Source organism: Faecalibacterium sp. BIOML-A1, from assembly GCF_009679715.1.
Classification (GTDB): Bacteria; Bacillota; Clostridia; order Oscillospirales; family Ruminococcaceae; genus Faecalibacterium; species Faecalibacterium taiwanense.
Genome location: NZ_WKZJ01000002.1, coordinates 107,760 through 128,402 on the forward strand (window position 1 = coordinate 107,760; position 20,643 = coordinate 128,402).

21 protein-coding genes and 2 tRNA genes are annotated in these 20,643 nt (G+C 59.6%); 12 read left to right on the plus strand and 11 right to left on the minus strand.

Going from position 1 to position 20,643, the window contains the following annotated elements; all coding sequences use genetic code 11:
* The first annotated feature begins 369 nt into the window (after nucleotides 1-369).
* From GKG36_RS02745 to GKG36_RS02790, 10 genes are all read left to right on the plus strand, one after another.
* Complete coding sequence (locus tag GKG36_RS02745; protein WP_097775081.1) at nucleotides 370-651, plus strand: chemotaxis protein; 282 nt, start codon at nucleotides 370-372, stop codon at nucleotides 649-651.
* On the plus strand, nucleotides 648-2,096 hold the full coding sequence (locus GKG36_RS02750) for a phage terminase large subunit (protein ID WP_097775082.1): 1,449 nt from the start codon (nucleotides 648-650) through the stop codon (nucleotides 2,094-2,096). The genes GKG36_RS02745 and GKG36_RS02750 overlap by 4 nt, the downstream gene beginning before the upstream one ends.
* A gap of 12 nt (nucleotides 2,097-2,108) precedes the next feature.
* A complete protein-coding gene (locus tag GKG36_RS02755) occupies nucleotides 2,109-3,923 on the plus strand; it encodes a hypothetical protein (protein ID WP_154259005.1) in 1,815 nt (604 codons plus the stop codon).
* Nucleotides 3,924-3,939: 16 nt separating this feature from the next.
* Nucleotides 3,940-5,031, plus strand: coding sequence for a ribosomal-processing cysteine protease Prp (locus tag GKG36_RS02760; protein WP_154259007.1), 1,092 nt, complete (start codon nucleotides 3,940-3,942; stop codon nucleotides 5,029-5,031).
* A 22-nt stretch (nucleotides 5,032-5,053) separates the two neighbouring features.
* Nucleotides 5,054-6,058 carry a N4-gp56 family major capsid protein gene (locus GKG36_RS02765; RefSeq protein ID WP_154256053.1) on the plus strand — a complete coding sequence of 335 codons (1,005 nt, stop codon included), beginning with the start codon at nucleotides 5,054-5,056 and terminating at the stop codon, nucleotides 6,056-6,058.
* A gap of 13 nt (nucleotides 6,059-6,071) precedes the next feature.
* Nucleotides 6,072-6,287 carry a hypothetical protein gene (locus GKG36_RS02770; protein ID WP_097775085.1) on the plus strand — a complete coding sequence of 72 codons (216 nt, stop codon included), beginning with the start codon at nucleotides 6,072-6,074 and terminating at the stop codon, nucleotides 6,285-6,287.
* A 71-nt stretch (nucleotides 6,288-6,358) separates the two neighbouring features.
* On the plus strand, nucleotides 6,359-6,742 hold the full coding sequence (locus GKG36_RS02775) for a hypothetical protein (protein WP_005944627.1): 384 nt from the start codon (nucleotides 6,359-6,361) through the stop codon (nucleotides 6,740-6,742).
* A 12-nt stretch (nucleotides 6,743-6,754) separates the two neighbouring features.
* The gene (locus GKG36_RS02780) at nucleotides 6,755-8,638 is read left to right on the plus strand and encodes a hypothetical protein (protein ID WP_120120597.1); all 1,884 of its coding nucleotides are present in this window, start codon (nucleotides 6,755-6,757) and stop codon (nucleotides 8,636-8,638) included.
* Between the two features lie 3 nt (nucleotides 8,639-8,641).
* On the plus strand, nucleotides 8,642-8,827 hold the full coding sequence (locus tag GKG36_RS02785; protein WP_005944623.1) for a hypothetical protein: 186 nt from the start codon (nucleotides 8,642-8,644) through the stop codon (nucleotides 8,825-8,827).
* Between the two features lie 14 nt (nucleotides 8,828-8,841).
* Entirely contained in the window at nucleotides 8,842-10,206 is a 1,365-nt protein-coding gene (locus GKG36_RS02790) for a cell envelope biogenesis protein TolA (protein ID WP_154259008.1), read from the plus strand.
* A gap of 584 nt (nucleotides 10,207-10,790) precedes the next feature.
* Here GKG36_RS02790 and GKG36_RS02795 read toward each other — a convergent pair.
* From GKG36_RS02795 to GKG36_RS02810, 4 genes are all read right to left on the minus strand, one after another.
* Nucleotides 10,791-10,867, minus strand: a tRNA-His gene (locus GKG36_RS02795).
* An 8-nt stretch (nucleotides 10,868-10,875) separates the two neighbouring features.
* Nucleotides 10,876-10,949, minus strand: a tRNA-Arg gene (locus GKG36_RS02800).
* A 144-nt stretch (nucleotides 10,950-11,093) separates the two neighbouring features.
* Nucleotides 11,094-11,630 (minus strand): phosphatase PAP2 family protein, encoded by a 537-nt coding sequence (locus GKG36_RS02805; RefSeq protein ID WP_243138972.1) that lies wholly within the window; start codon nucleotides 11,628-11,630, stop codon nucleotides 11,094-11,096.
* A 32-nt stretch (nucleotides 11,631-11,662) separates the two neighbouring features.
* Nucleotides 11,663-12,226, minus strand: coding sequence for a DUF1643 domain-containing protein (locus GKG36_RS02810; protein WP_005944615.1), 564 nt, complete (start codon nucleotides 12,224-12,226; stop codon nucleotides 11,663-11,665).
* 172 nt (nucleotides 12,227-12,398) lie between these two features.
* Between GKG36_RS02810 and GKG36_RS02815 the strand changes: the two genes are divergently transcribed.
* Complete coding sequence (locus GKG36_RS02815) at nucleotides 12,399-14,324, plus strand: BMP family ABC transporter substrate-binding protein (protein ID WP_154259011.1); 1,926 nt, start codon at nucleotides 12,399-12,401, stop codon at nucleotides 14,322-14,324.
* Nucleotides 14,325-14,361: 37 nt separating this feature from the next.
* Nucleotides 14,362-15,018 (plus strand): metallophosphoesterase family protein, encoded by a 657-nt coding sequence (locus GKG36_RS02820; protein ID WP_005944611.1) that lies wholly within the window; start codon nucleotides 14,362-14,364, stop codon nucleotides 15,016-15,018.
* Nucleotides 15,019-15,151: 133 nt separating this feature from the next.
* Here GKG36_RS02820 and GKG36_RS02825 read toward each other — a convergent pair whose 3' ends face one another.
* The 7 genes from GKG36_RS02825 to GKG36_RS02855 form a co-directional block, all read right to left on the minus strand.
* Nucleotides 15,152-15,460 carry a DUF6465 family protein gene (locus tag GKG36_RS02825; RefSeq protein WP_005944609.1) on the minus strand — a complete coding sequence of 103 codons (309 nt, stop codon included), beginning with the start codon at nucleotides 15,458-15,460 and terminating at the stop codon, nucleotides 15,152-15,154.
* 298 nt (nucleotides 15,461-15,758) lie between these two features.
* Complete coding sequence (locus GKG36_RS02830) at nucleotides 15,759-16,238, minus strand: hypothetical protein (RefSeq protein ID WP_097775090.1); 480 nt, start codon at nucleotides 16,236-16,238, stop codon at nucleotides 15,759-15,761.
* 561 nt (nucleotides 16,239-16,799) lie between these two features.
* On the minus strand, nucleotides 16,800-17,438 hold the full coding sequence (locus GKG36_RS02835) for a GDSL-type esterase/lipase family protein (RefSeq protein ID WP_154259013.1): 639 nt from the start codon (nucleotides 17,436-17,438) through the stop codon (nucleotides 16,800-16,802).
* Nucleotides 17,439-17,444: 6 nt separating this feature from the next.
* Nucleotides 17,445-18,374, minus strand: a complete 930-nt coding sequence (locus tag GKG36_RS02840; RefSeq protein WP_097781538.1) for an ROK family protein — start codon at nucleotides 18,372-18,374, stop codon at nucleotides 17,445-17,447.
* A gap of 15 nt (nucleotides 18,375-18,389) precedes the next feature.
* Nucleotides 18,390-19,094 (minus strand): N-acetylmannosamine-6-phosphate 2-epimerase, encoded by a 705-nt coding sequence (locus GKG36_RS02845; RefSeq protein WP_097781539.1) that lies wholly within the window; start codon nucleotides 19,092-19,094, stop codon nucleotides 18,390-18,392.
* Between the two features lie 3 nt (nucleotides 19,095-19,097).
* Nucleotides 19,098-19,547, minus strand: coding sequence for a YhcH/YjgK/YiaL family protein (locus tag GKG36_RS02850; protein ID WP_097776406.1), 450 nt, complete (start codon nucleotides 19,545-19,547; stop codon nucleotides 19,098-19,100).
* A 71-nt stretch (nucleotides 19,548-19,618) separates the two neighbouring features.
* Entirely contained in the window at nucleotides 19,619-20,548 is a 930-nt protein-coding gene (locus GKG36_RS02855; protein ID WP_154259015.1) for a dihydrodipicolinate synthase family protein, read from the minus strand.
* Between the last annotated feature and the right edge of the window lie 95 nt (nucleotides 20,549-20,643).

Genomic DNA, 20,643 nt, shown 5'->3' on the forward strand with positions numbered 1-20,643 from the left:
GATTCAGATAAAACATCCCGTCCGTGCGTGGGACGGGAAAGAACAGAACCTATTGTAACATTTTACAAAAGCATTTGTCCACAAAATAAACACACTTTTTTCATTTTCTGTCCAAAAATCGCAAATGAGTATGACTTTGAAGGTTTTCTGCGGGTCTGCCACAAATTTTGATGGAGAAAAAACACTGCTTTTGAAAAGATACGAAACAGCGATGAATTACAAGGGATAAAAGTATACGAATCGGATTTCTGAATTTAAAATATACGCTATGGCCCTGTAAAAGTGCACACTGTTGGGAAAGCAGCACCAGTGGTATCCTTTTGCCATAGCCCAGCACACCAGGGCGGAAAGGAGCTGATACCCAACACCATGGGGCAGACAAAACAGGCCAGAGGGCTGGCCAGCCTGAGCCGAGCCACGGACACCCTGAGCACCCTGCTGGCACAGCAGGTGCGGGAACTGAATGCCCGGCAGAAGGCGGCAAAAAAGGAAGGCGCATCGGGAGCAGGCACCATGAAAGACCTCAAGGAGGCCACGGCGGTGCTCAAGGATCTGGCCGGTGTAGCCAAGACCCTGAACGATCAGGGGGCACAGGCAGAAGGAGCGGAGTGCGGCGTGGTGCTGCTGCCGACGGTGGAGGAAGAACCATGAGCATTGTACAAGCAAGAGTGCCGGTGGTCTGGAGGCCCCAGCCGCGGCAGGCCGAATTTATGAGCCGCCCGGAACCGGAAGCGCTGTACGGCGGTGCAGCAGGCGGCGGCAAGAGCGACGCGCTGGTGATCGAAGCGCTGCGGCAGGTGCACATTCCGCACTACCGGGCGCTGATCCTGCGCAAGACCTACCCGCAGCTTTCTGATCTGGTGGACAAGAGCCAGGTGTACTACCACAGGGCGTTCCCGCAGGCACAGTACAACGCCACGGCCCATGTGTGGAACTTCCCCAGCGGGGCAAAAATTTACTTTGGCTCCATGCAGTACACCAAGGATCGTACCAATTATCAGGGCAAGGCCTTCGATTTTATCGGCTTTGACGAGCTGACCCACTTTGAATGGGAAGAGTACAGCTACATGATGAGCCGCAACCGTCCCACCGGCCCGGGCACGCGGGTGTACATGCGGGCCACCACCAATCCCGGCGGCATCGGCCACGGGTGGGTGAAGGCACGGTTCATCACGCCCGCACCGCCCGGCACGCCTATCACCGAAGAATACACGGTAAAGCTGCCGGACGGCACCGAACAGAAGCTGCAGCGGGCGCGGGTGTTCATCCCTTCCAGCATTTTTGATAACCCCGCCCTGCTGGCAAACGACCCCGGCTACCTTGCAAGCCTTGCCAGTATGCCGGAAGCAGAAAAGCAGGCGCTGCTCTACGGCAGCTGGGACAGCTTTTCCGGGCAGGTGTTTACCGAATGGCGCAACGACCCGGCCCGCTACGAAGACCAGCGCTGGACCCATGTGATCGCACCGTTCACCATCCCGAAGCACTGGCAGATCTACCGCGGGTTCGACTTTGGCTTTTCCAAGCCGTTCTCGGTGGGGTGGTACGCAGCGGACGAGGAGGGGCGGCTGTACCGCATCAAGGAGCTGTACGGCTGCACCGGCAGGCCGAACGAGGGCCTGCGCATCGACCCGGTGGAACAGGCCCGGCGCATCCGGGAGGCAGAGCAGAACGACCCGCTTTTGCGCGGCAGGGTGATCCACGGCATTGCCGATCCGGCCATCTTTGATGAGAGCCGCGGCGAGAGCATTGCCGCTATGATGGAGCGCAGCCCGAACTTCCTGCGCTGGTCCCCCGGCGACAACACCCGGCTTGCGGGCAAGATGCAGTTCCACTACCGGCTGAATTTTGATGCGGACGGCAGGCCGATGTTTCAGGTGTTCAATACCTGCAAGCACTTTATCCGCACGATCCCGAACCTTGTGTACGACGAAAGCAACGTGGAGGACATCGACACCCGGCAGGAGGATCACATTTACGACGAGTGCCGCTATGTGCTGATGGAGAACCCTATCAGCCCGCCGGTGCGCTGTGCTGCGCCGCCCATGCCCGACGACCCGCTGAACCTGCACAAGCGGGCAAGATTTTACAGAATTTAAAGGAGAAACGCAATGGACGATTACGAGAACGAAGCTTTGCCCGTGGGTGAAGCACAGGTGGCCGAGGCCATGCAGACCTTGCAGCGGTACAAGGCGGGCAAGGCTGCGCTGGACAAGCGTATTGTGGATAACGAGCTGTGGTTCCGCATGGGCCACTGGAAGAACTACCAGAACCCCATGATGCCCGGCAAGGCTCAGCCTTCCAGCGGGTGGCTGTTCAACAGCATTGCCAACAAGCACGCCGATGCCATGGACAACTACCCGGAACCGAACGTGCTGCCCCGAGAGGCAGATGACGAGGACACCGCACGGGCACTTTCCAGCGTTTTGCCGGTGGTGCTGGAACAGGCCGACTACGAGCAGGTGTACAGCGACTGCTGGTGGCGCAAGCTCAAACAGGGCACCGGCGTGACCGGTATCTTCTGGGACCCTGCAATGCGCGGCGGCATTGGCGACATTGCGGTGCGCAGCGTGAACCTGCTGATGCTCTACTGGGAGCCGGGCGTGGCGGATATTCAGGCATCGCCGGACTTTTTCAGCCTGAGCCTTGAGGACACGGCCCGGCTGTGCGCGCAGTACCCGCAGCTGGCAGGACACACCGCCAGCGTGCTGGACGTGCCCCGGTACATCCACGATGAAGGGCAGGACACCAGCTCCAAGAGCGTGGTGGTGGACTGGTACTACAAGCGCCCGGATGAAACGGGGCGCATGGTGCTGCACTACTGCAAGTTCTGCAACGGCGTGGTGCTGTACGCCAGCCAGAACGACCCGGCGCTGGCAGAAAGCGGCCTGTATGACCACGGGCAGTACCCCTTTGTTTTTGACCCGCTGTTCGTGGAGGAGGACAGCCCGGCGGGCTTTGGCTACATCGATGTGATGAAGGACTGCCAGACGGCCATTGACAAGATGAACCATGCCATGGACGAGAACGTGCTGCTGAGTGCAAAGCAGCGGTATGTGCTCAGCGACACGGCAGGGGTCAACGAGGAAGAGCTGGCCGATTTCAGCCGGGACATCGTGCATGTGGTGGGACGGCTCAACGACGACAGTTTCCGTCCGCTGCAGACGGCGGGCCTGCAGGGCAACAGCCTGAGTTACCGCCAGAGCCGCATTGAAGAGCTGAAGGAGATCAGCGGCAACCGGGACATGACGCAGGGCGGCACTGCCGGAGGTGTGACCGCAGCCAGCGCCATTGCGGCCTTGCAGGAGGCAGGCAGCAAACTCAGCCGCGATATGCTCAAGAGCGCCTACCGTGCTTTTGCAAAGCAGTGCTATCTCATCATCGAGCTGATGCGCCAGTTCTACGACGAGCAGCGGGTGTTCCGCATCGTGGGCGAAAGCGGCGAGAGCCGGTTCGTGCCCTTCTCGGCGCAGGCGCTGCGGGCGGTGCCCGGCGGCAGCGTGGGCGGCGTGGAACTGGGCAGCCGGGAGCCGATCTTTGACATCGTGGTGAGCGCCGCCAAGAAGAGCACCTTCAGCCGTCTTTCCCAGAACGAGACGGCCAAGGAGTGCTATCAGCTGGGATTTTTCAAGCCGGAAAATGCCGATGCCGCCCTTGCGGCACTGGAAATGATGGACTTTGAAGGCATTGAGAAGGTGCGTCAGAGGGTGCGGCAGAACGGCACCCTTGCCCAGCAGCTGGCTAGGATGCAGCAGCAGATGGCACAGATGGCGGCGGTGATCGCCCAGCAGGGCACCGGGCCTGACGAACCGGCCCGCAGTGCAGGCGGTGCGTCTGCGCAGAAGGACGGGCAGGCGGTAAAGCTGGCGGGCCTTGGCAATGCCCTGCCGGTGGCCGCCGCTGCACGTGCCATGAACATCCATTAAAAAGGAGGTGAATTTTATGATGAAAGTTTGTTACAGCGAGATGGATACCCCCGCCGGGCTGAGCTGCCGGCTGGAAGCTGCCGGTCATGCAGGCTATGCGCCTGCCGGGCAGGACATCGTTTGTGCAGGAGCCAGCACCGTGATGCAGGGCCTTGTGTACCTGCTGGCCGGGGAAGAGAACGCCCACAGCGAAGCCTTTGATGAGCCGGACGGCCCGCGTCTGGCAGTGAGCGTGGATGCGCCCTGCGAAGAATGGGTGCGCGGTGCCTTTGAGCTGGCCAAAGCCTGCTTTGTGCTGCTGGCCGAACGCTACCCGGAGAATGTCCGCTTTGCAGATGTGAGCCGCAGAGGAAAGGAGAGCATGATGGATCTGCAGCTGTTTGCAGCGGAGGCGACCGCCGCCTGCGGCGGAAACAGGGAGCCGAGGCTGGGGCAGCGGCCAGCAGAACACGAGTGCCGCTCAAGGCACGAAGTGGACGCTGGGAGCCGCAACCCGTGGGGAACCTTTATGCTACAGCTCTTTGCAGAGGGAGAAGCCGCTCCCCCTGCCCTGAGCGAAGCGCAGACCCGGCAGGCGGTGGCCTCCGGCACCATGAAGCCGGACAAAGCAAAAGAAGCGCCCGCTGTGCCGCAGGCCTCGGCAGAGAAAACCGTAGAGCTGCAGCCGGAAAAGCCCCGGCAGGAACTGCCTGTGCAGCGCCCGGAACTGCCGCCGCTGTCCAGCTTTGCCCGCAGCACACAGGCTGCTGTGCACAGCCTGCATGCCCGCTGGGCGGCAGAGGAAGCGGCCATGCGCCGCAGCCAGCCGGATTTTGATCTGCAGAACGAGCTGCGCAGCCCGGAGATGCGCCGCCTGATGCAGCTGCCCGGCATGAGGGTGCGGGATGCGTACCGTCTGGCCCACTACGACGAAAACCTGCGCACTGCAGCGCAGGCTGTGGAGCAGGGCGTGGTGGAACGCATTCAGCAGCGGGCCGCACGGCCCACCGAAAACGGCATCCGGCCCGGCGGCGCGGCTACCGTCCGCCCGGATGTAGCCAGCATGACCCGCGCCCAGCGAGAAGCACTGGAACGCCGTGTGCTCCACGGAGCACAGATCGAATTGTGAATATTTTACAAGAGAAAGGAATATGAGCATGAACAAGAATTTCAACATCCAGCTGTTTGCGGAAAACCTGAACACCACCGCTACCATGTCGAAAGAGATGAAGACCTTCTACGAGAAGCGCCTGATCGATCAGGCAGAGCCGCGTCTGGTGCACGACCAGTTTGCGGACTACTACCCTGTGCCCCAGAACGGCGGCAAGACCATTGAGTTCCGCAAGTACGACAGCCTGCCCAAGGCATCCACTCCGCTGACCGAGGGCGTGACCCCGAACGGTCAGGCACTGAATGTGACCACCATCACCAGCGATCTGCACCAGTACGGCGGCTGGACTCCGCTGACCGACGTGCTGCAGATGACCGCCATTGACAACAATGTGGTGCAGGCCACCCGTGTGCTGGCAAGTCAGGCAGGCCGCACCATGGACAGCATTACCCGCGATGTGCTGGCGGGCGGCACCAATGTGATCTATGCGCCCAAGCTGGCCGCAGGCGGCACCGAGACTGCCGTTGCCAGCCGCAAGGCACTGGACAAGACCTGCACCCTGACCCCGAAGCTGTTCTTTCAGGCAGCGGCGCAGCTGGGCGCGATGAACGCCGACCCCATCGGCGACAGCTACATTGCCATCATCCACCCCTACGCTGCCTACGACCTGAAGACCAGCAAGGAGTTCATTGAGGTGCACAAGTACGCAGACCCGGACACCATGTTCCGCGGCGAGATCGGCAAGCTGGGCAACATCCGCTTCATCGAGACCAGCGAGGCCAAGATCTGGAAGGATTCCACCTGCCCGGACGGTCTGGCTGTGTTCGGCACGCTGGTGCTGGGTGCCCACGCCTACGGCGTGACCGAGCTGGAAGGCGGCGGTCTGGAGCACATCGTCAAGCAGCTGGGCTACGGCGACGACCCGCTGAACCAGCGCGCTTCCGTGGGCTGGAAGGGCATGCGTGCGGCAGAGCGTCTGGTGGAGCAGTACATGGTGCGCATTGAAAGTGCGTCCAGCTATTCCGCCACCGCTGCTGCAAACTGAGGAGGCGTGAGCCATGGCTGAAAAGAAAAATGTGCGCATCCGGCTGTTCAAGGATAACAGCCGCTACAAGGGCGATCTGTTCGTGAGCGTGAACGGTGTGAACTATAAGATCCGCCGCGGCGTGGAGGTGGAAGTGCCGCCCGAAGTGGCCGAGGTGCTGGAGCACAGCCAGATGCAGGATGAGCTGACCGCCGCCCGCATTGCGGCGGCAGAAAACGCCGCCCAGTAAACCCGAAACAGACAAAAAGCCCGGCTGGGGAGCCTGCCCGGCCGGGCCTTTATAAAAAGGAGAGTGAGCATATGACCGTAGGACAGGCGCTGGAACGCGCCGAAGAGCTGCGCCCGGGCAGCCGCATTGCGCTGGCCACCCGGCAGGCGTGGCTGAAGGAAGCAGACGCGATGCTGCGGGAACGCTTTTTTAAAAACAGCATCACAGATGCATACGACGATGTGGGCGCAGACCTTGCATGGGACGACAGCCTGCAGGACGACGATGTGCTGCTGGCACCGGCACCTTTTGATGCGCTGTATCCGCATTATCTGTGTGCCATGACCGATGCGGCCCTTGGTGAGACCGACCGCTACGTCGGGGAGCAGGCCCAGTACAACAGTCTGCTGGCAGATCTGGCGGCGTGGCTGCGGCGCAGCTACCCGACACTGACGGGTGCCCAGTGGCGCTGGTAAGGAGGTGAGAGCATGGTTCTGGCAAACAGAGCGAAGCTGCAGAACAGCCGCAGTCTTGTGCGGGTATTCGGCGGGCTGAACGAGACCTATGCCTGCTCGGAAGCAGAGTACAGCGCGGGCGTGAATTTTTCTGCCCGGGATTTCCCGGCGCTGAGCACCCGCAAGCCGCGCCGCAAGCTGAGGGAGTTGACCGGGCTGAACGGCATGTATCATCTGAACGGGCTGCTGACCGTCTGCGGGAAGGATCTGATCTACACGCCGGATGCCGACGGCGCGAACCCGGTGACCTGCACCGAGGCAGTGACCGACGGCAAAAAGGCACTGGTGGGCATTGGTACAAAAATCCTGATCTTCCCGGACAAGGTAGCCTTTGATACAGCGGACGGAAGTGTTTCGGCACTGGGAGCTGTATGGCAGGCAGAGGGACAGAGCGTGCAGTTTGCACCCTGCGATGCTGCGGGCAAGGCCTACGAGGTGAGCGGTTACGGCAAGGAGGAACCGGAGAAGCCTGCAGACGGACAGCTCTTTTTGAAGGTGGAGGACGAGGAGCACCCATGGGCCAGCACCAGCACACTGGAAGAGTACAGCGCATCCTCCGGCAACTGGACGGCAGTGCCGCTGGAATACTGCCGCATCACAGCGGCGGGCGCGCAGAGGCTATTTGCCCAGTGGGACACCGTGACCGTGCAGGGCACGGCAGCACAGCAGGCTGGCATGTGGACAAAGCTGGACGGGGATCTGGTAGTTTACGATGTGCTGGAAAACGGGCTGCGCGTGCGGGTAAGCCCGGAGGGAGATCATGTTTACGGCACGCTGGTGCAGAGCGCCGAGAGCGCCCAGTGGACCAGCTTGGACGGCAAGGAGACACGCAGCTTTGCGGTGAGCACGCCGGTGCGGATGGAACGCCGCGTGCCGGATCTGGACTACGTTACCGAGTGCGACAACCGGGTATGGGGCTGCAGCAGCAAGGAAAACGTGATCTATGCCTGCCGCTTAGGCGACCCCACCAACTGGTTTTCCTACCGGGGCATTGCGGCAGACAGCTACGCAGTGACGGTGGGCAGCGATGGTGCGTTTACCGGCGCGGCCACATGCATGGGCTATGCGCTGTTCTTTAAGGAGAACACACTGCACAAGCTCTATGGCTCCAAGCCTTCGGATTTTCAGCTCACCTCGCTGCGCTGCCGGGGCGTTGCCAAAAACGCGGCGCGCAGCCTGTGTGTGCTGAACGAGACGCTCTATTATCTTTCGCCGGACGGAGTGATGGCATGGGACGGCAGCATTCCAACAAAAGTGTCCGGCGCGTTGGATTCGGGCCGACTGGCCAATGTGCAGAGCGCGGTGGGCAGTGCGCTGGATGGCCGCTATTACCTGCATGTGGCCCGCACGGCGGCAGGCGAAAATACGGCAAGGCTGCTGGTGTACGATACCGAGCGCGCGCTCTGGAGCGAAGAAAACGTGTGTTCCTACGAGATGACCAGCACCGGCGGACAGCTTTATCTGTGGGACGGGCAGGCACTGTGGGCCGCAGATCCCAGCCGCGAAGCGGACTGGCAGGCCACCGACGGTGTGGAGGAAAAGCTGAACTTTGAGCTGACCACTGGTGACATTGGGCTGGACGGGGCCGAGGACCGGTATCTTTCCCGACTGACGCTGCGGCTGGATGCCGAGTGCAGCAGTACGGTGGAGGTGGCCGCCAGCTATGACGGCGGCCCATGGGAGACGGTGGCAAGCCTGACGGCACAGGACAAGCGGCGCAGCTTTGATCTGCCGTTCGTGCCCCGGAGGCACGGCACCCTGCGGCTGCGCCTGAAGGGCAGGGGACAGATCACCCTGCGCAGCATTGCAAAAACAATGGCCGCTGCCAAGGGCGGCATTGCAGGCGGGGAGGTGTGACGAATGGCAAGCGTGATGGGCATTAACAAGATCGGCCTGCCCAAGCTCAGCGAGAACATGGACCCGGAGGATGCCCGTGCCCTGCGCAGCTACCTGTACCAAATGCAGGAACAGCTGCAGTATGTGCTGAGCAATCTGGACGTTGAGAACATGTCCGACGAGATGCGCACGAAACTGCAGAATTTATAAGGAAAGGATCATATATGGCAAACAGAAAGAAAAAGGAAGAAGCGCTTGCCGTTGTGCAGGCGCAGACGGAGGGCAGCGGCCAGCCTGCCGTGCAGAGCGGCTATTCGGCAGCGGGACTGGACAGCCGCTCGGAGGTGGAAAACGCGCTGGCAAATTCCAGCTACAAGCCCAGCCAGACCGTGACGGATGCCGCAGATGCGCTGAAGGAGTGGCAGGCAAACCGCCCGGGCGATTATCAGAGCAGCTATCAGGAGCGGATCGACCAGCTTTTGAACCAGCTGCTGCAGCGTGAGAGCTTCCAGTACAGCTACACCAAGGATCCGCTCTACCGCCAGTACGAGCAGAACTATTTGCAGAACGCCCGCAATGCCAGCGCAGATGCTGCGGCGCAGGCTGCAGCCCTGACCGGCGGTTATGGCTCCAGCTATGCCACGAGCGCCGCCCAGCAGGCGTATCAGCAGCAGATCGGTGCGCTGAGCAGCGCCATCCCCACGCTGTACAGTCTGGCACTGGATACGTATACCAGCGGCGGCAACGAGCTGGTGAGCCAGCTGGATCAGCTGAACAACAGCGAACAGGATGCCCAGCAGCAGTACAACAACAAGCTCTCGGACTACTACACCCAGCTGCAGCAGAAGGGCGAAGCATACAACAACGCCTATGCGCAGGACTACGGCGCGTATCAGGATTATCTGAGCCAGCTGGGCACCCTGCACGATTATTACTCCGCGCAGGAACAGCAGCAGGCAGCACGCCGCCAGCAGGTGTTCAGCAATGTGATGACCGTGCTGGGTGTGCTGGGCGATGCGGTGCAGATCGTTCTCAGCGGCACCACGGGCGTTGGCTCCATGCTGAGCGGCCTGCTGAATACCGGTTACAACATCTACTCCGGCAACCGTCAGTACGAGGCAGACCGTGCGGACACTCAGTGGAACCAGCAGCTGCAAGAGCGGCAGTATCAGGACAGCCTGAACCAGCAGCGCTACGAGAACGAGACGAGCGAGCGGGAGTATCAGGACAAACTCAACCAGCAGAAATTCAATAACGATGTCACAAGCCAGAAGCTGAACATCGCACTGGGCGAGTGGAACCTGAAAAAGTCCAATGCAGCGCAGAAAGCAAGCCGCGCTGGCAGCACGGCGGCAGGCAGTAAGACTGGCGGCACTGGCACGGGCAGTACGTCCTCCGGTACAGCCAGCCGCAGCACGGGCACTGCCACCCGTCTGGGCAGTGACACCTCCCGGAATGTGACGGTGCCCTACATGGCCATGCTGATGCGCAGCCAGGGCAAGAGCGATACCAGCATCAGCACCGCACTGCGGCAGGATGGCTATTCCAGCGCAGAGATCGCACAGATCCTGCAGCAGATGAGGCGCTGACCGTTCGGGTGGATACCAAACAATAAAAAGCATGTGCAGAGCACACAGGAGCCGTTCCGGCCAGAGGTGTTCTGCACATGCTTTTTTAGCAGAAAATAATGGCGTGCTGTTCGAGTCCCACTGGGATACCCCCACCAAATAAAAAAATCCGCTGTTTTGAACAGCGGCAGAAGGTTCCCCGGTAGACATTCCTAAGGGATGGAACCCGCAGCAGAATCTGACGGTCAGGGCCTTACGGGTTGCGTTTGCTGATTTTTCCGCAGCCCCTTGGCAGGGCTTTGAAAAATCAGAACGCGGCCCCAACAACTCCTCCCTGTTTCGGCCGCAGGCCGCGGTCGTCGTCGTTGCTGTTCTCGTCCCACTGGGCACCCCACCAAATAAAAAAATCCGCCGATGCAAAGCATCAGCACAGCATTTGTCTTGGTAGACATTCCTACTGATTGGAACCCGCAGGCTAACCAACAGCCCACTGGGCTGTTGGTTGCTCTGCCGCTGATGCGTCAGAGCCGCCTTGTTCGAGCCCCACTAGGGCACCCCGCCAAATAAAAAAATCCGCCGATGCAAAGCATCAGCGGATTTTTTGGTGGGGTGCCCAGTGGGACTCGAACCCACGGTCTCCAGATCCACAATCTGGCGCGTTAACCGACTACGCTATGGGCACCACATAGATGCGCCCGAAGGGACTCGAACCCCCGGCCCACTGCTTAGAAGGCAGTTGCTCTATCCACCTGAGCTACGGGCGCACGTTGTAATCCCATGGGTTCCATTATGGCGGCAGCTGTGTGTCGGCACACGCTGCGAGAAGTATAATACCATACAGGTCCCATTCTGTCAAGCAAAAAATGCAAAAATCTTTTTTCTTTTTTCAAAGCCCGCAAAGCACTGCTTTACAGCAGCCACATGCCAGCAAAGCCCAAAGCAAAGCCAAGCGCGGCTCCGCCCACGACATCGCGGATATGGTGCACGCCGGTCAGCACACGGCCAACACAGATGAGCACCGTGATGCCCACCATCACCCAGCCCGCCTTCGGGTAGAAATACATCCATGCCATGGCCAGCACGGAAGCGCTCAGCGCGTGGCGGGATGGGAAGGAGTGTCCCCGGGTCTCCTTGTGCCGCAGCGGTTCAAAGCCGGGCTGTTCATAGGGACGCGGCAGGTTCAGCCTGTCCCGCAGGATGGTGCCGCCCCAGAAGGTAAGCCCCGGCACGAACACCGTCCGCGCAATGACGGCGGTGAGGTCCAGCGCGGCTTGACGCTGACTGCCCAGCAGCCGAAACAGCCGGACGTTCAGCAGGCAGAGAAGCACCGGATAACATACAAAAGGGATGAGCGGCAGCCAGCGGTCCAGTGCCACCACACAGCGCTTGGCTGTGGGGTGGGCATCCATCCAGCTGTGCAGGGCGTGATAATGTTCTGCGGTCAAAAAAGATCCCTCCGCATCGAGCACCTGAAAAATTAAAAGCAGGTGTCCAGATAATTTTCCACATCAAAGGGTTCCGGGGTGGAATCCTTGCGCAGGTACAGCGGGTGGTGGGGGTGGCCCTTTTTGCTGCGCCTGCCAAAGGTGACCCACGGGATCTCCCGCTCCCGCGTCAGGGCCACCATCTCCCGCATCAGGCCGGGCAGATAGTCCCGCTTTTCGATCAGCGTGCCCCACGCTGCCCACATGGTGGGTTCGGTCTGGGCCAGAACGGCTTTGAGCCAGCGCAGGTTTTCGTCACACAGGGCGCGGTCCGGCACACGGTCCATATCGTTAGGGTCGGTGGCGCGCTGGGGATACACGTTGAACATGATCCAGCTGTCAAAGCCGTTGGCGGCGGCAAGGCGCTCCACACTTTTCAAGGTGGGATCCAGCGCACCGGGCTGGGCGGTGCTGGGGTTGATGCCAATGCATACCAGCGGGTGGGTGCCAACGCGGCCCAGTACGTAACGGTAAGGCTGATATGTATGCGGCTCGTAATACCAGATGCCGCCGGGATATTCGTCGGCCTTGAGTACGGGGATCTGTTCGGTCTGCATGGAAAGAATGCTCCTATCATTGTTTGCTTTCTATTATCGTACCTGAAACTGCAGGATAAATCAACTCTTTTGTGCGGAAAATCCTCCCATAAAATCAAATTTCATGGTATACTAAAGAAGGACGCTGCGGCAGCTGGCTGCAGCGCATTGCAGATGAGAAAAAGGAGCAACTATGCTGGAAGATTACAAGAACGCACTGAAGAGCGGCCAGCGTGCTTACCGTGCCTGTGTGGCGCGCGGCCAGTCGCCGTATCTTGCGGTGCTGGACGATATTCTGGTCAATGTGAACATCGTGGCGCAGGAGCCGCTGGGCCTTGTGGAGATCCCGGCGGAAAGCATCGTCGGCACAAAGACCAGCGGCCGTCACACCGCCTTTGCACCGAACTTTATGCCCCTGCTGGAGCCGGACACCGAGTTTGCAGGCAAGTGGTCAAACCTCTGCGATGCACATCTGGAAGAGGGCATCCACACCCCCATCATCGCCTACGAGTTCCTGAACAAATTCTATGTGCAGGAAGGCAACAAGCGGGTATCGGTGCTCAAGTATTTTGATGCGGTCAGGATCGCGGGCACGGTCACGCGGCTCGTCCCGGAACGGAACGACAGTCTGGAAAACCGTATCTACTACGAATTTCTGGATTTTTATAAGCTCTCCAAGGTCAACGATGTGCATTTCTCCCGTCTGGGGGGTTACGCAAAATTGCAGACGCTGGTGTGCAAGGCCAGCGGTGAAAGTTGGACGGATGATGACCGGCTGAGCTTTTCCTCCTTCTATACCATGTTCCGCCAGCAGTTTCTGGCTCTGGGCGGCGGCGGACTGAATCTGACTGCCGGCGATGCCATGCTGGTGTATCTGTCGGTCTACCGTTACGCGGATGCCTGCGAGAGCACGCCCAGCCAGATGAAGCAGAATCTGGAAAAGCTGTGGGATGAGGTGAAGGTGCTCACCGAGCCGCAGGCCGTGGCCCTTTCGCTGGAGCCGAAGCAGGGCCCCGGCGAACCGCTGCTGGCAAAGCTGAACATCTTTACAAAGCCCAGCGAGCTGAAGGTGGTGTTCCTGCACGAGTACAATGCCGAGAGCAGCGCGTGGGTGCGTGCCCACGACAAGGGCATCGAAGCGCTGCAGCAGGCGTTCCCGGACCGGGTATTTATCACCCGCAAAGAGAACATCGAGCCTGAGGTGGACGCGGAGCAGGTGCTGGAGGATGTGGCTCACGACAATGCCGACGTGGTGTTCACCTCAAGTGCCCGGATGCATACCGCCTGCCTGAAGGTGGCGGCCCAGCATCCCAAGACCCGCATCCTGAACTGTTCGCTCAACGCGCCGCATCCGCTGGTGCGCACCTACTATCCCCGCACGTATGAAGTGACCTATCTGCTGGGAATGCTGGCCGGCGTGATGGCAAGGACCGACCGCGTAGGCTATGTGGCGGCAAACCCGGTGTATGGCATCCCGGCGGCAGTAAACGCCTATGCGCAGGGCCTGAAGACCGTGCGCCCGGACGCAAAGGTGGTGCTGCGCTGGGCCTGCCTGCCGGACCCGGCACACCCGCTGGATTTCTCTGACCGGCCGGATGTGGAGATCTTCTATGCCCGCGATAACCGGGAGCCGGAAGGCACCCACCGGGACTACGGCCTTGTGCGCCGCATGCCGGACGGCAGTTTGCAGCCGCTGGGCCTGCCGGTGTGGCGGTGGGATACGTTTTATATCGAGATCATCCGCTCCATTTTTGACGGTGCATGGGACAGCGATGCTGCCGGTGCCCGGGCGGTGAATTACTGGTGGGGCATGCGCAGCGGCGCAGAGGAGATCGATTACAGCAAAGACCTGCCCGCAGGCACTTTACAGCTGCTGGACCTGATGGAAAAGATGCTGCACGAGGATGACCTGCGCATCTTCCCGGAAGACCTGTACGCGCAGGGGCATGTGCTGCACTCGCCGGAGGCCGTGGTCTACAGTCCCAAGGAATTGATGGAGATGGACTGGCTGGACGAATGCGTGGAAGGTGCGCTGCCGCACTACGATGAACTGGATGTAAAAACGCATGTGCTTATGGCGATCAACGGCCTCAATACCCTGAAAGGGTTTGTGAAATAAGCGGCCCTCAGGCCGAGAGAGAACGGAGCAAACCGATGTGAAAATTCTTGCAATTTCGGATGTGCCCTCTAAAGCACTGTGGGACTACGGTACCCGCGAACATCTGGAAGGCATCGACCTGATCCTTTCCTGCGGGGATCTGCCGCAGAAGTATCTGGAATATCTTACGAACTTTACGGCTGCGCCCATCTTGTATGTCCACGGCAACCACGACGGCAGTTACAGGGAAAATGAACCTGGCGGATGCATTTGTGTGGACGACAGCGTGTATGTGTGGAAGGGCCTGCGCATTATGGGACTGGGCGGCAGCATCCGCTACAATAACCGGGAGGACAGCTTCCAGTATACGGAAAGGGAAATGCGCCGCCGTGTGCGCAAACTCTGGCGCAAGGCCCATCATGTGGGCGGCATCGACCTGCTGCTCACCCACTCCCCGGCGGCTGGCCTGAACGACAGCACGGATCATGCTCACAAGGGCTTTGCGTGCTTCAATGATCTGATGGATGAATACGAGCCGCAGTGGTTCGTGCACGGCCATGTGCACCTGAACTATGATGCAAAGCTGCCGCGCGTGTGCACCCGCGGCAAGACCACCGTGATCAACGCTACCGAGCGCTATGTGTTCGAGATCCCGGACCCGGACCCCGTGATCCAGCATTATCCGTTCTGGAAAAGATGGTTTGATGTAAAATGAAAAGCTGCCTTGCATTTTTGGATGCAGGGCAGCTTTTTTTACGGTTTAAAATGGAGCCTTGTGTGGGAACGGACAACCTGCCGCAAAATAGGTGCGGAGTGCTTTGCAGCAGGAGAAAAGAAGACAGGAAAAGTTACAGCTCCAGCTTGCCGGAGACTTTGTTGATCACGTAATAAGCAGCGTCTTCCTCGGGCTTGACGTATACCTTGCAGGACTGCACGCCAACCTTGTGGGTAGCGCGGTAATCGGCCTTGGCACGGTCAATGATATCGGTCACGTTATACTGCTTGCCGCTGAACTCCACGTACAGCTCCGGTGCAAGCGGGGGACGGCCGCGGCGTGCAGGGGCCTTGGCAGATTTACGGGTCTTAGACTCCTTGGCCTCAGCGGCAGGAGCTTCCACAGCAGGAGCAGCCGCTGCGGTCTTTTTCTTTTCGGGCATAGATAAACCCCTCCTTGATCGTATTTGAATGCTGCACAGGGGGCTGCACAGCATTGGCTCCATGAAATATATTACTTATATAATAAGTTTTTAGAAATGGTTTGTAAAGTCTTTTTTGCAAAAAACTTTCGGAAAAAGGCAGGAAATCGGGTGTGAAACTCACTGGAATGCATTTTGATGCAACAGTATTACGGAACTGCCACAAAAACACGCAAAAAAGGCGGACCTTTCTGGTTTGCGCCGAGAACGCTCCCGCTACAAACCCGGCGGGTAAAAGCGGCGGCTTTCCGGCCCGGATTTACTCCCGGCAAAGCTCCTCGGCGTGTTGCACAACAGGGGTGAGAAGCTCCTCGTCCCAGTCCTCGGCAAGGGTGAACAGCAGCTGATAAACGGCGGCCTGCGCCTGACCCTGCGGGCGCTTTTGGGCCAGCGCAAACGCGGCAGAAAGCATTTGCAGCTTGAGGGTGCGGATACTCTCGGGCGCAGCCCACAGGCGGACAAAATCGTAATCGTTCGTGTTGCCGCAGGGCATGGCACAGGTGGCGCAGCCCGGGGCAACGCGGTGCTTTTCAGTCTGGACGATGGCAAGCATCCGCTGCAGCCTTTCCTCCGGTGCATCCGGCTGCGCGGCAAGGCGCAGACCGGCGTTCAGCACCTCGTCGGTGTCGTCCGTTTTGGGCTCGTTGGTGGTGGCCCTTGCAAGGCCCACAAGGGCACCTAAAAGGGCATCTCTTGCCTGTTGAGCAGGGGTGACAGGCGCTTTTAAAAGTTCAGGCATGGCACAGTTCCTTTCAATGGTTCTTTCTGCGGAAAGTATAGCCGATTTTATGGCTGTTTACAAGCGGGGAATATTTAAATCGGCGGAACACAAAAAATCCTCTAGCGTAGCGACTTGGATTTTTTGTATGGAGCCCAACTGCTTTGGGGTTACTAGGGGCGAGTAGCCCCTAGTTTGCAACGGCGACGACCGCGGCCAGCGGCCGAAACAGGGAGGAGCTGTTGGGGCAGCGGCCTGCAGGATGCGAGTGCCGCGCAAGGCACGAAGCAGACGCAGGAAGCCGCAACCCGCCGCCTCCCGCGCCTCGAAAGTAGCGGAGACCTTGCCGCGCTGAACACGCGGCATTTGCTTTGCAAACCGGTCTGCGGCTTAAAAGCCCCACTGGGGCTTTCATGCCTTGCGGGCACCGCCGTCCTTTCTGGTACTCTTTTGTGCGCGCAAAAGAGTACATACTCGGCGGAGATGTTCTTTGCAAAAGGCGCGAAACTTTAAGTACGCGACTGTGCTCTACAAAAAATATTAAAATAAAAGTCCCCTCTTTCGAGGGGACAAAAGATGAAATTAAACCAACTCAGGAACCTTTGCAGCCAGCAGCTCCGCCAGCTGTGCGTGGCCCTTGCGGGTCAGGTGCATGAAGTCCACCTTGTTGAACTCGCAGTCCTTTGCGTCCAGGAAGTGCACGCCCTGCCGCTCGCAGATGATGCGGAGCTGCTCTGCCACACCGGCAGACTTCTCCACACAGCCATCGCCCATCACAGCGTCGTGGAAGCCTGCGCCGATGGGAGGAGGTGCCACCACCAGAATGTTGGGCTGCTTGGTGCCCCAGCAGTCTACGCTCTTTGCTTTGAGGATGAGCCGCTCCATGCCTGCAGCAATGCAGGCGGCATTGGCACCAAAGCGCTCCTTCACATCGTTCGTGCCCAGCATGATGATGAGCAGGTCGATGACCTCGTGGCTCTTGAGCAGGGCATAGATAACGCTGAGGGCATCCATAGATTCGTGGATGGGGTCCACAAATACGGTGGTGCGGCCGGAAAGACCCTCTTCGGTCACAAGGTATTCGTCGCCCAGCGCCTTCTGCAGGCGGCAGGTCCAGCGCTCCTCTTCATTGAAGCGGATGCCGTGGTCGGCGCAGTCGTTCGGGTCGGCACAGTAGCCGTGGGTGTTGGAATCGCCCAGACAGAGGATATGTGTTTTCATATATGATTACTCCTTTTCCATGGTCTGCCGGAAGTAGTACACTGCGCCCACCATACCGGCGTCGTTGTGCAGCTGAGCGGCACGTACTTCCAGCCCCTCTGCAAAGGCGGGCATGACCGATGCTTTCACCTTTGCGGCAATGGGTTCGATCAGCAGTTTCTGCTGCGCGCTCACGCCGCCGCCGATCAGAATGAGCTGCGGGTTGAAGATGTGCACCATGCCTGCAAGGCCCTGTGCGATCTCGTCCGTCCAGTGGTCCAGCAGGGCAAGAACTGTCTCGTTGCCTGCTTCGGCTGCGGCAAAGATGGCGCGGCCATCCTTCCAATCGGGGCTCTTTTCCTGTGCGGCGCGCACCAGCGCGGTGGTGGCAGCGTAGCGTTCCCAGCAGCCCTTTGCGCCGCAGGTACAGTCCACACCGTCCAGTGCGTGGGTGCGGTAGTGACCCAGCTCACCGCCAAGGCCCCGTGCACCCTCTAACAAATGGCCTCCGGTCAGGATGCCGCCGCCCACGCCGGTGCCAAGGGTCACACCGATCACGTCCGTACAGCCCTGTGCGGCGCCGACCCACACTTCACCCAGCGTCATGCAGTTGGCGTCGTTGGCCACTGTGACGGGCAGGCCGAAGTCCTCTTCCAGCGCAGACTTGATAGGGCTGCCGATGTAATTGGGAAAGTTGCCGCAGGTACCGGCCACGATGCCCTTGCGGCTGTCGATCTGACCGGTGGCCGAAACGCCGATGCCCGCAAGGCTTTCCACCGGGATGGAATTTGCAGTCAAAAACTCCTTTGCGGCCCTGCGCACGGTGGTGAGAACAGGCGTCTGGTAGCCGTCAAAGCTCACGCTCTCTTCGCCCTTGAGCAGCACCCTGCCGGTCTCGTCCACGATGCCCAGCTTGACGGCTGTGCCGCCGATATCAATGCCAAAATACTGTTTCATCCGGCACACTCCATTTTACTTTTTTGCGGCGTTGATGGCACCGGTAAAGCGGGCCGTGATCTCTGCCGGGCGGGTGATGGCACCGCCCACCACCAGTGCGAATGCACCGGCTTCCAGCGCCTTGACCGCCTGCTCCGGGTAGTGGATGTGGCCCTCGGCAATGACCTTTGCCGGGCACTCTGCGGCCAGCTTATGGACAAAATCAAAGTCGATATCGTCAATGCCTTTTGTCTCCGGGGTGTAGCCGCGCATGGTGGTGCCCACAAAGTCGGCACCGGCTTCGGCGCAGGCCATGGCATTCTCAAAGTTGTCGCAGTCGGCCATGACCAGCTGGTCGGGGTACTTTGCCTTGATGGTGCGGATGAACTGGGCGGAGGTGGAGCCGTCCGGGCGCAGGGCACCGGTGCCCTGCACGGCAAGGATGTCTACCCCGCAGGCCACCAGCTCGTCCACTTCCTTCATGGTAACGGTGATGTACATGGGCGTGCCGGGGTAGTCCTTTTTGATGATGCCGATGACCGGCAGATCCACCACCTGCTTGATCTGGGTAATGTCGCGCACGGTGTTGGCACGGATGCCCACAGCACCGCTCATGGCGGCGGCTTTCGCCATCAGCGGCATCACGCCGCCCTCTTTCGTGTACAGGGGCTCCGTCTCCAGTGCCTGACAGGAGACGATCAGACCGCCCTTGATCTGAGCAAACAGTTTTTCCTTATCCATCGTTCAATCCTCCATCCGAATCTTTACAACAGCCTTGCGCACGCCCACACAGCCGTGCTGTACAAGGCCGGGTTTGTGCAGCTCCGTGGGGAAGAACAGCACAAAGCGTCCTTCGCCCAGTGTGCCGGTCACGACACTGGCGCTGTCCTGAAAACCGCAGTCGCCGGTAAAATCGCCGATCTCCCTGCCGGGATTTGTGGTAAAGCCCCAGCCCTCGCTGCCGGTGATGTCGAGCTGCAGGTCGGCGTACTTTTTGTGATATTCCGGGTGGTAGCCGTGGTCGGAATGGAGCGTGGCATCCATCGTGTTGATGAATACCTCCTCGCCATCCACCTCGGTGCGGCCCAGAGGCAGGCTGGCAGGGTCGTGGGTCAGCAGGTAATCAATGGCCGTGTCGAGATTTTTGCAAAGGCCCTTGTAGCGCGTCAGGTGCTGCAGGGTATCACAGATCATAAAACGTCCCTCCAAAAACAAGCGCCCGCTCTCCCCTCTGAAAAGAGACGGAGAGGGGCGCTGCTTCAATTTTACAGTTTTGCGATGGCAGCTTCGATCATGGCCTGTGCTTCGGCCACGATGGCTTCATCTTCCGGGATCAGGCCGGGCATCGGCTCGCGCACGCCGCCCAGCTCCAGACCGTACATCCGGCGCAGGATCTCCTTCTGTACGGCGTACAGGTTGCCGTGGGCTTCGCACATTTTGTAGATGATGCGGTCGGCCTCGTACTGGATCTCCTGAGCCTGCTTGATCTCGCCCTTGTTGATGTGGTCGTTCATGGCCAGATACAGCTCGGGCATGACGGCGTAGGTGCCGCCGATGCCGCCGTCTGCGCCGATCACGCGGCCAGAAACAAACTGCTCATCGGGACCGTTGAACACCACAAAATTCCCCTCGCCGCGGGCGGCGATGCCGGCATCCTTGAACATCTGGATGTCCTGGGTGGGCATGGAGCTGTTCTTCACAGCCACTACATTGGGGTTCTTGAGCATTTCCTTCAGCAGGCTCATGGTCAGGCCGGTGCCTGCCAGCTGCGGGATGTTGTAGATGACGAACTCGGTGTTGGGAGCAGCAGCGGACATATCGTTCCAGTATTTTGCAATGGCGTACTCCGGCAGGTGGAAGTAGATGGGAGGAATGGATGCAATGGCGTCCACACCCACGCTCTCGGCATGACGGGCCAGCTCCACGCTGTCGGCGGTATTGTTGCAGCCGACATGCGCAATGACGGTCAGCTTGCCCTTGGCTTCGCTCATCACGGCTTCCAGAACGGCCTTGCGCTCATTCACGTGCTGATAGATGCACTCGCCGGAGGAGCCGCCCACATACACGCCCTTGACGCCTTTGGCGATCAGATGGCGGGTAAGGGCCTTGACGCCCTCGGTAGAAATATTGCCCTCTGCGTCGTAGCAGGCGTAAAAGGCGGGGATGACACCCTGATATTTTTTGATATCTTTCATGTTCCAAACCCTTCTTTAAAAATAGTAATAAATACAGATGAAATGGTTTTGCATCAAGCTCGTACGCTTTCTGTTCCGGGCAGCGGCATCAGCGC

Coding starts and splice junctions, on each gene's coding strand:
- GKG36_RS02745 (WP_097775081.1), top strand. CDS start 370: ATGGGGCAGACAAAACAGGCCAGAGGGCTGGCCAGCCTGAGCCGAGCC.
- GKG36_RS02750 (WP_097775082.1), top strand. CDS start 648: ATGAGCATTGTACAAGCAAGAGTGCCGGTGGTCTGGAGGCCCCAGCCG.
- GKG36_RS02755 (WP_154259005.1), top strand. CDS start 2,109: ATGGACGATTACGAGAACGAAGCTTTGCCCGTGGGTGAAGCACAGGTG.
- GKG36_RS02760 (WP_154259007.1), top strand. CDS start 3,940: ATGATGAAAGTTTGTTACAGCGAGATGGATACCCCCGCCGGGCTGAGC.
- GKG36_RS02765 (WP_154256053.1), top strand. CDS start 5,054: ATGAGCATGAACAAGAATTTCAACATCCAGCTGTTTGCGGAAAACCTG.
- GKG36_RS02770 (WP_097775085.1), top strand. CDS start 6,072: ATGGCTGAAAAGAAAAATGTGCGCATCCGGCTGTTCAAGGATAACAGC.
- GKG36_RS02775 (WP_005944627.1), top strand. CDS start 6,359: ATGACCGTAGGACAGGCGCTGGAACGCGCCGAAGAGCTGCGCCCGGGC.
- GKG36_RS02780 (WP_120120597.1), top strand. CDS start 6,755: ATGGTTCTGGCAAACAGAGCGAAGCTGCAGAACAGCCGCAGTCTTGTG.
- GKG36_RS02785 (WP_005944623.1), top strand. CDS start 8,642: ATGGCAAGCGTGATGGGCATTAACAAGATCGGCCTGCCCAAGCTCAGC.
- GKG36_RS02790 (WP_154259008.1), top strand. CDS start 8,842: ATGGCAAACAGAAAGAAAAAGGAAGAAGCGCTTGCCGTTGTGCAGGCG.
- GKG36_RS02810 (WP_005944615.1), bottom strand. CDS start 12,226: ATGCAGACCGAACAGATCCCCGTACTCAAGGCCGACGAATATCCCGGC.
- GKG36_RS02815 (WP_154259011.1), top strand. CDS start 12,399: ATGCTGGAAGATTACAAGAACGCACTGAAGAGCGGCCAGCGTGCTTAC.
- GKG36_RS02825 (WP_005944609.1), bottom strand. CDS start 15,460: ATGCCCGAAAAGAAAAAGACCGCAGCGGCTGCTCCTGCTGTGGAAGCT.
- GKG36_RS02830 (WP_097775090.1), bottom strand. CDS start 16,238: ATGCCTGAACTTTTAAAAGCGCCTGTCACCCCTGCTCAACAGGCAAGA.
- GKG36_RS02835 (WP_154259013.1), bottom strand. CDS start 17,438: ATGAAAACACATATCCTCTGTCTGGGCGATTCCAACACCCACGGCTAC.
- GKG36_RS02840 (WP_097781538.1), bottom strand. CDS start 18,374: ATGAAACAGTATTTTGGCATTGATATCGGCGGCACAGCCGTCAAGCTG.
- GKG36_RS02845 (WP_097781539.1), bottom strand. CDS start 19,094: ATGGATAAGGAAAAACTGTTTGCTCAGATCAAGGGCGGTCTGATCGTC.
- GKG36_RS02850 (WP_097776406.1), bottom strand. CDS start 19,547: ATGATCTGTGATACCCTGCAGCACCTGACGCGCTACAAGGGCCTTTGC.
- GKG36_RS02855 (WP_154259015.1), bottom strand. CDS start 20,548: ATGAAAGATATCAAAAAATATCAGGGTGTCATCCCCGCCTTTTACGCC.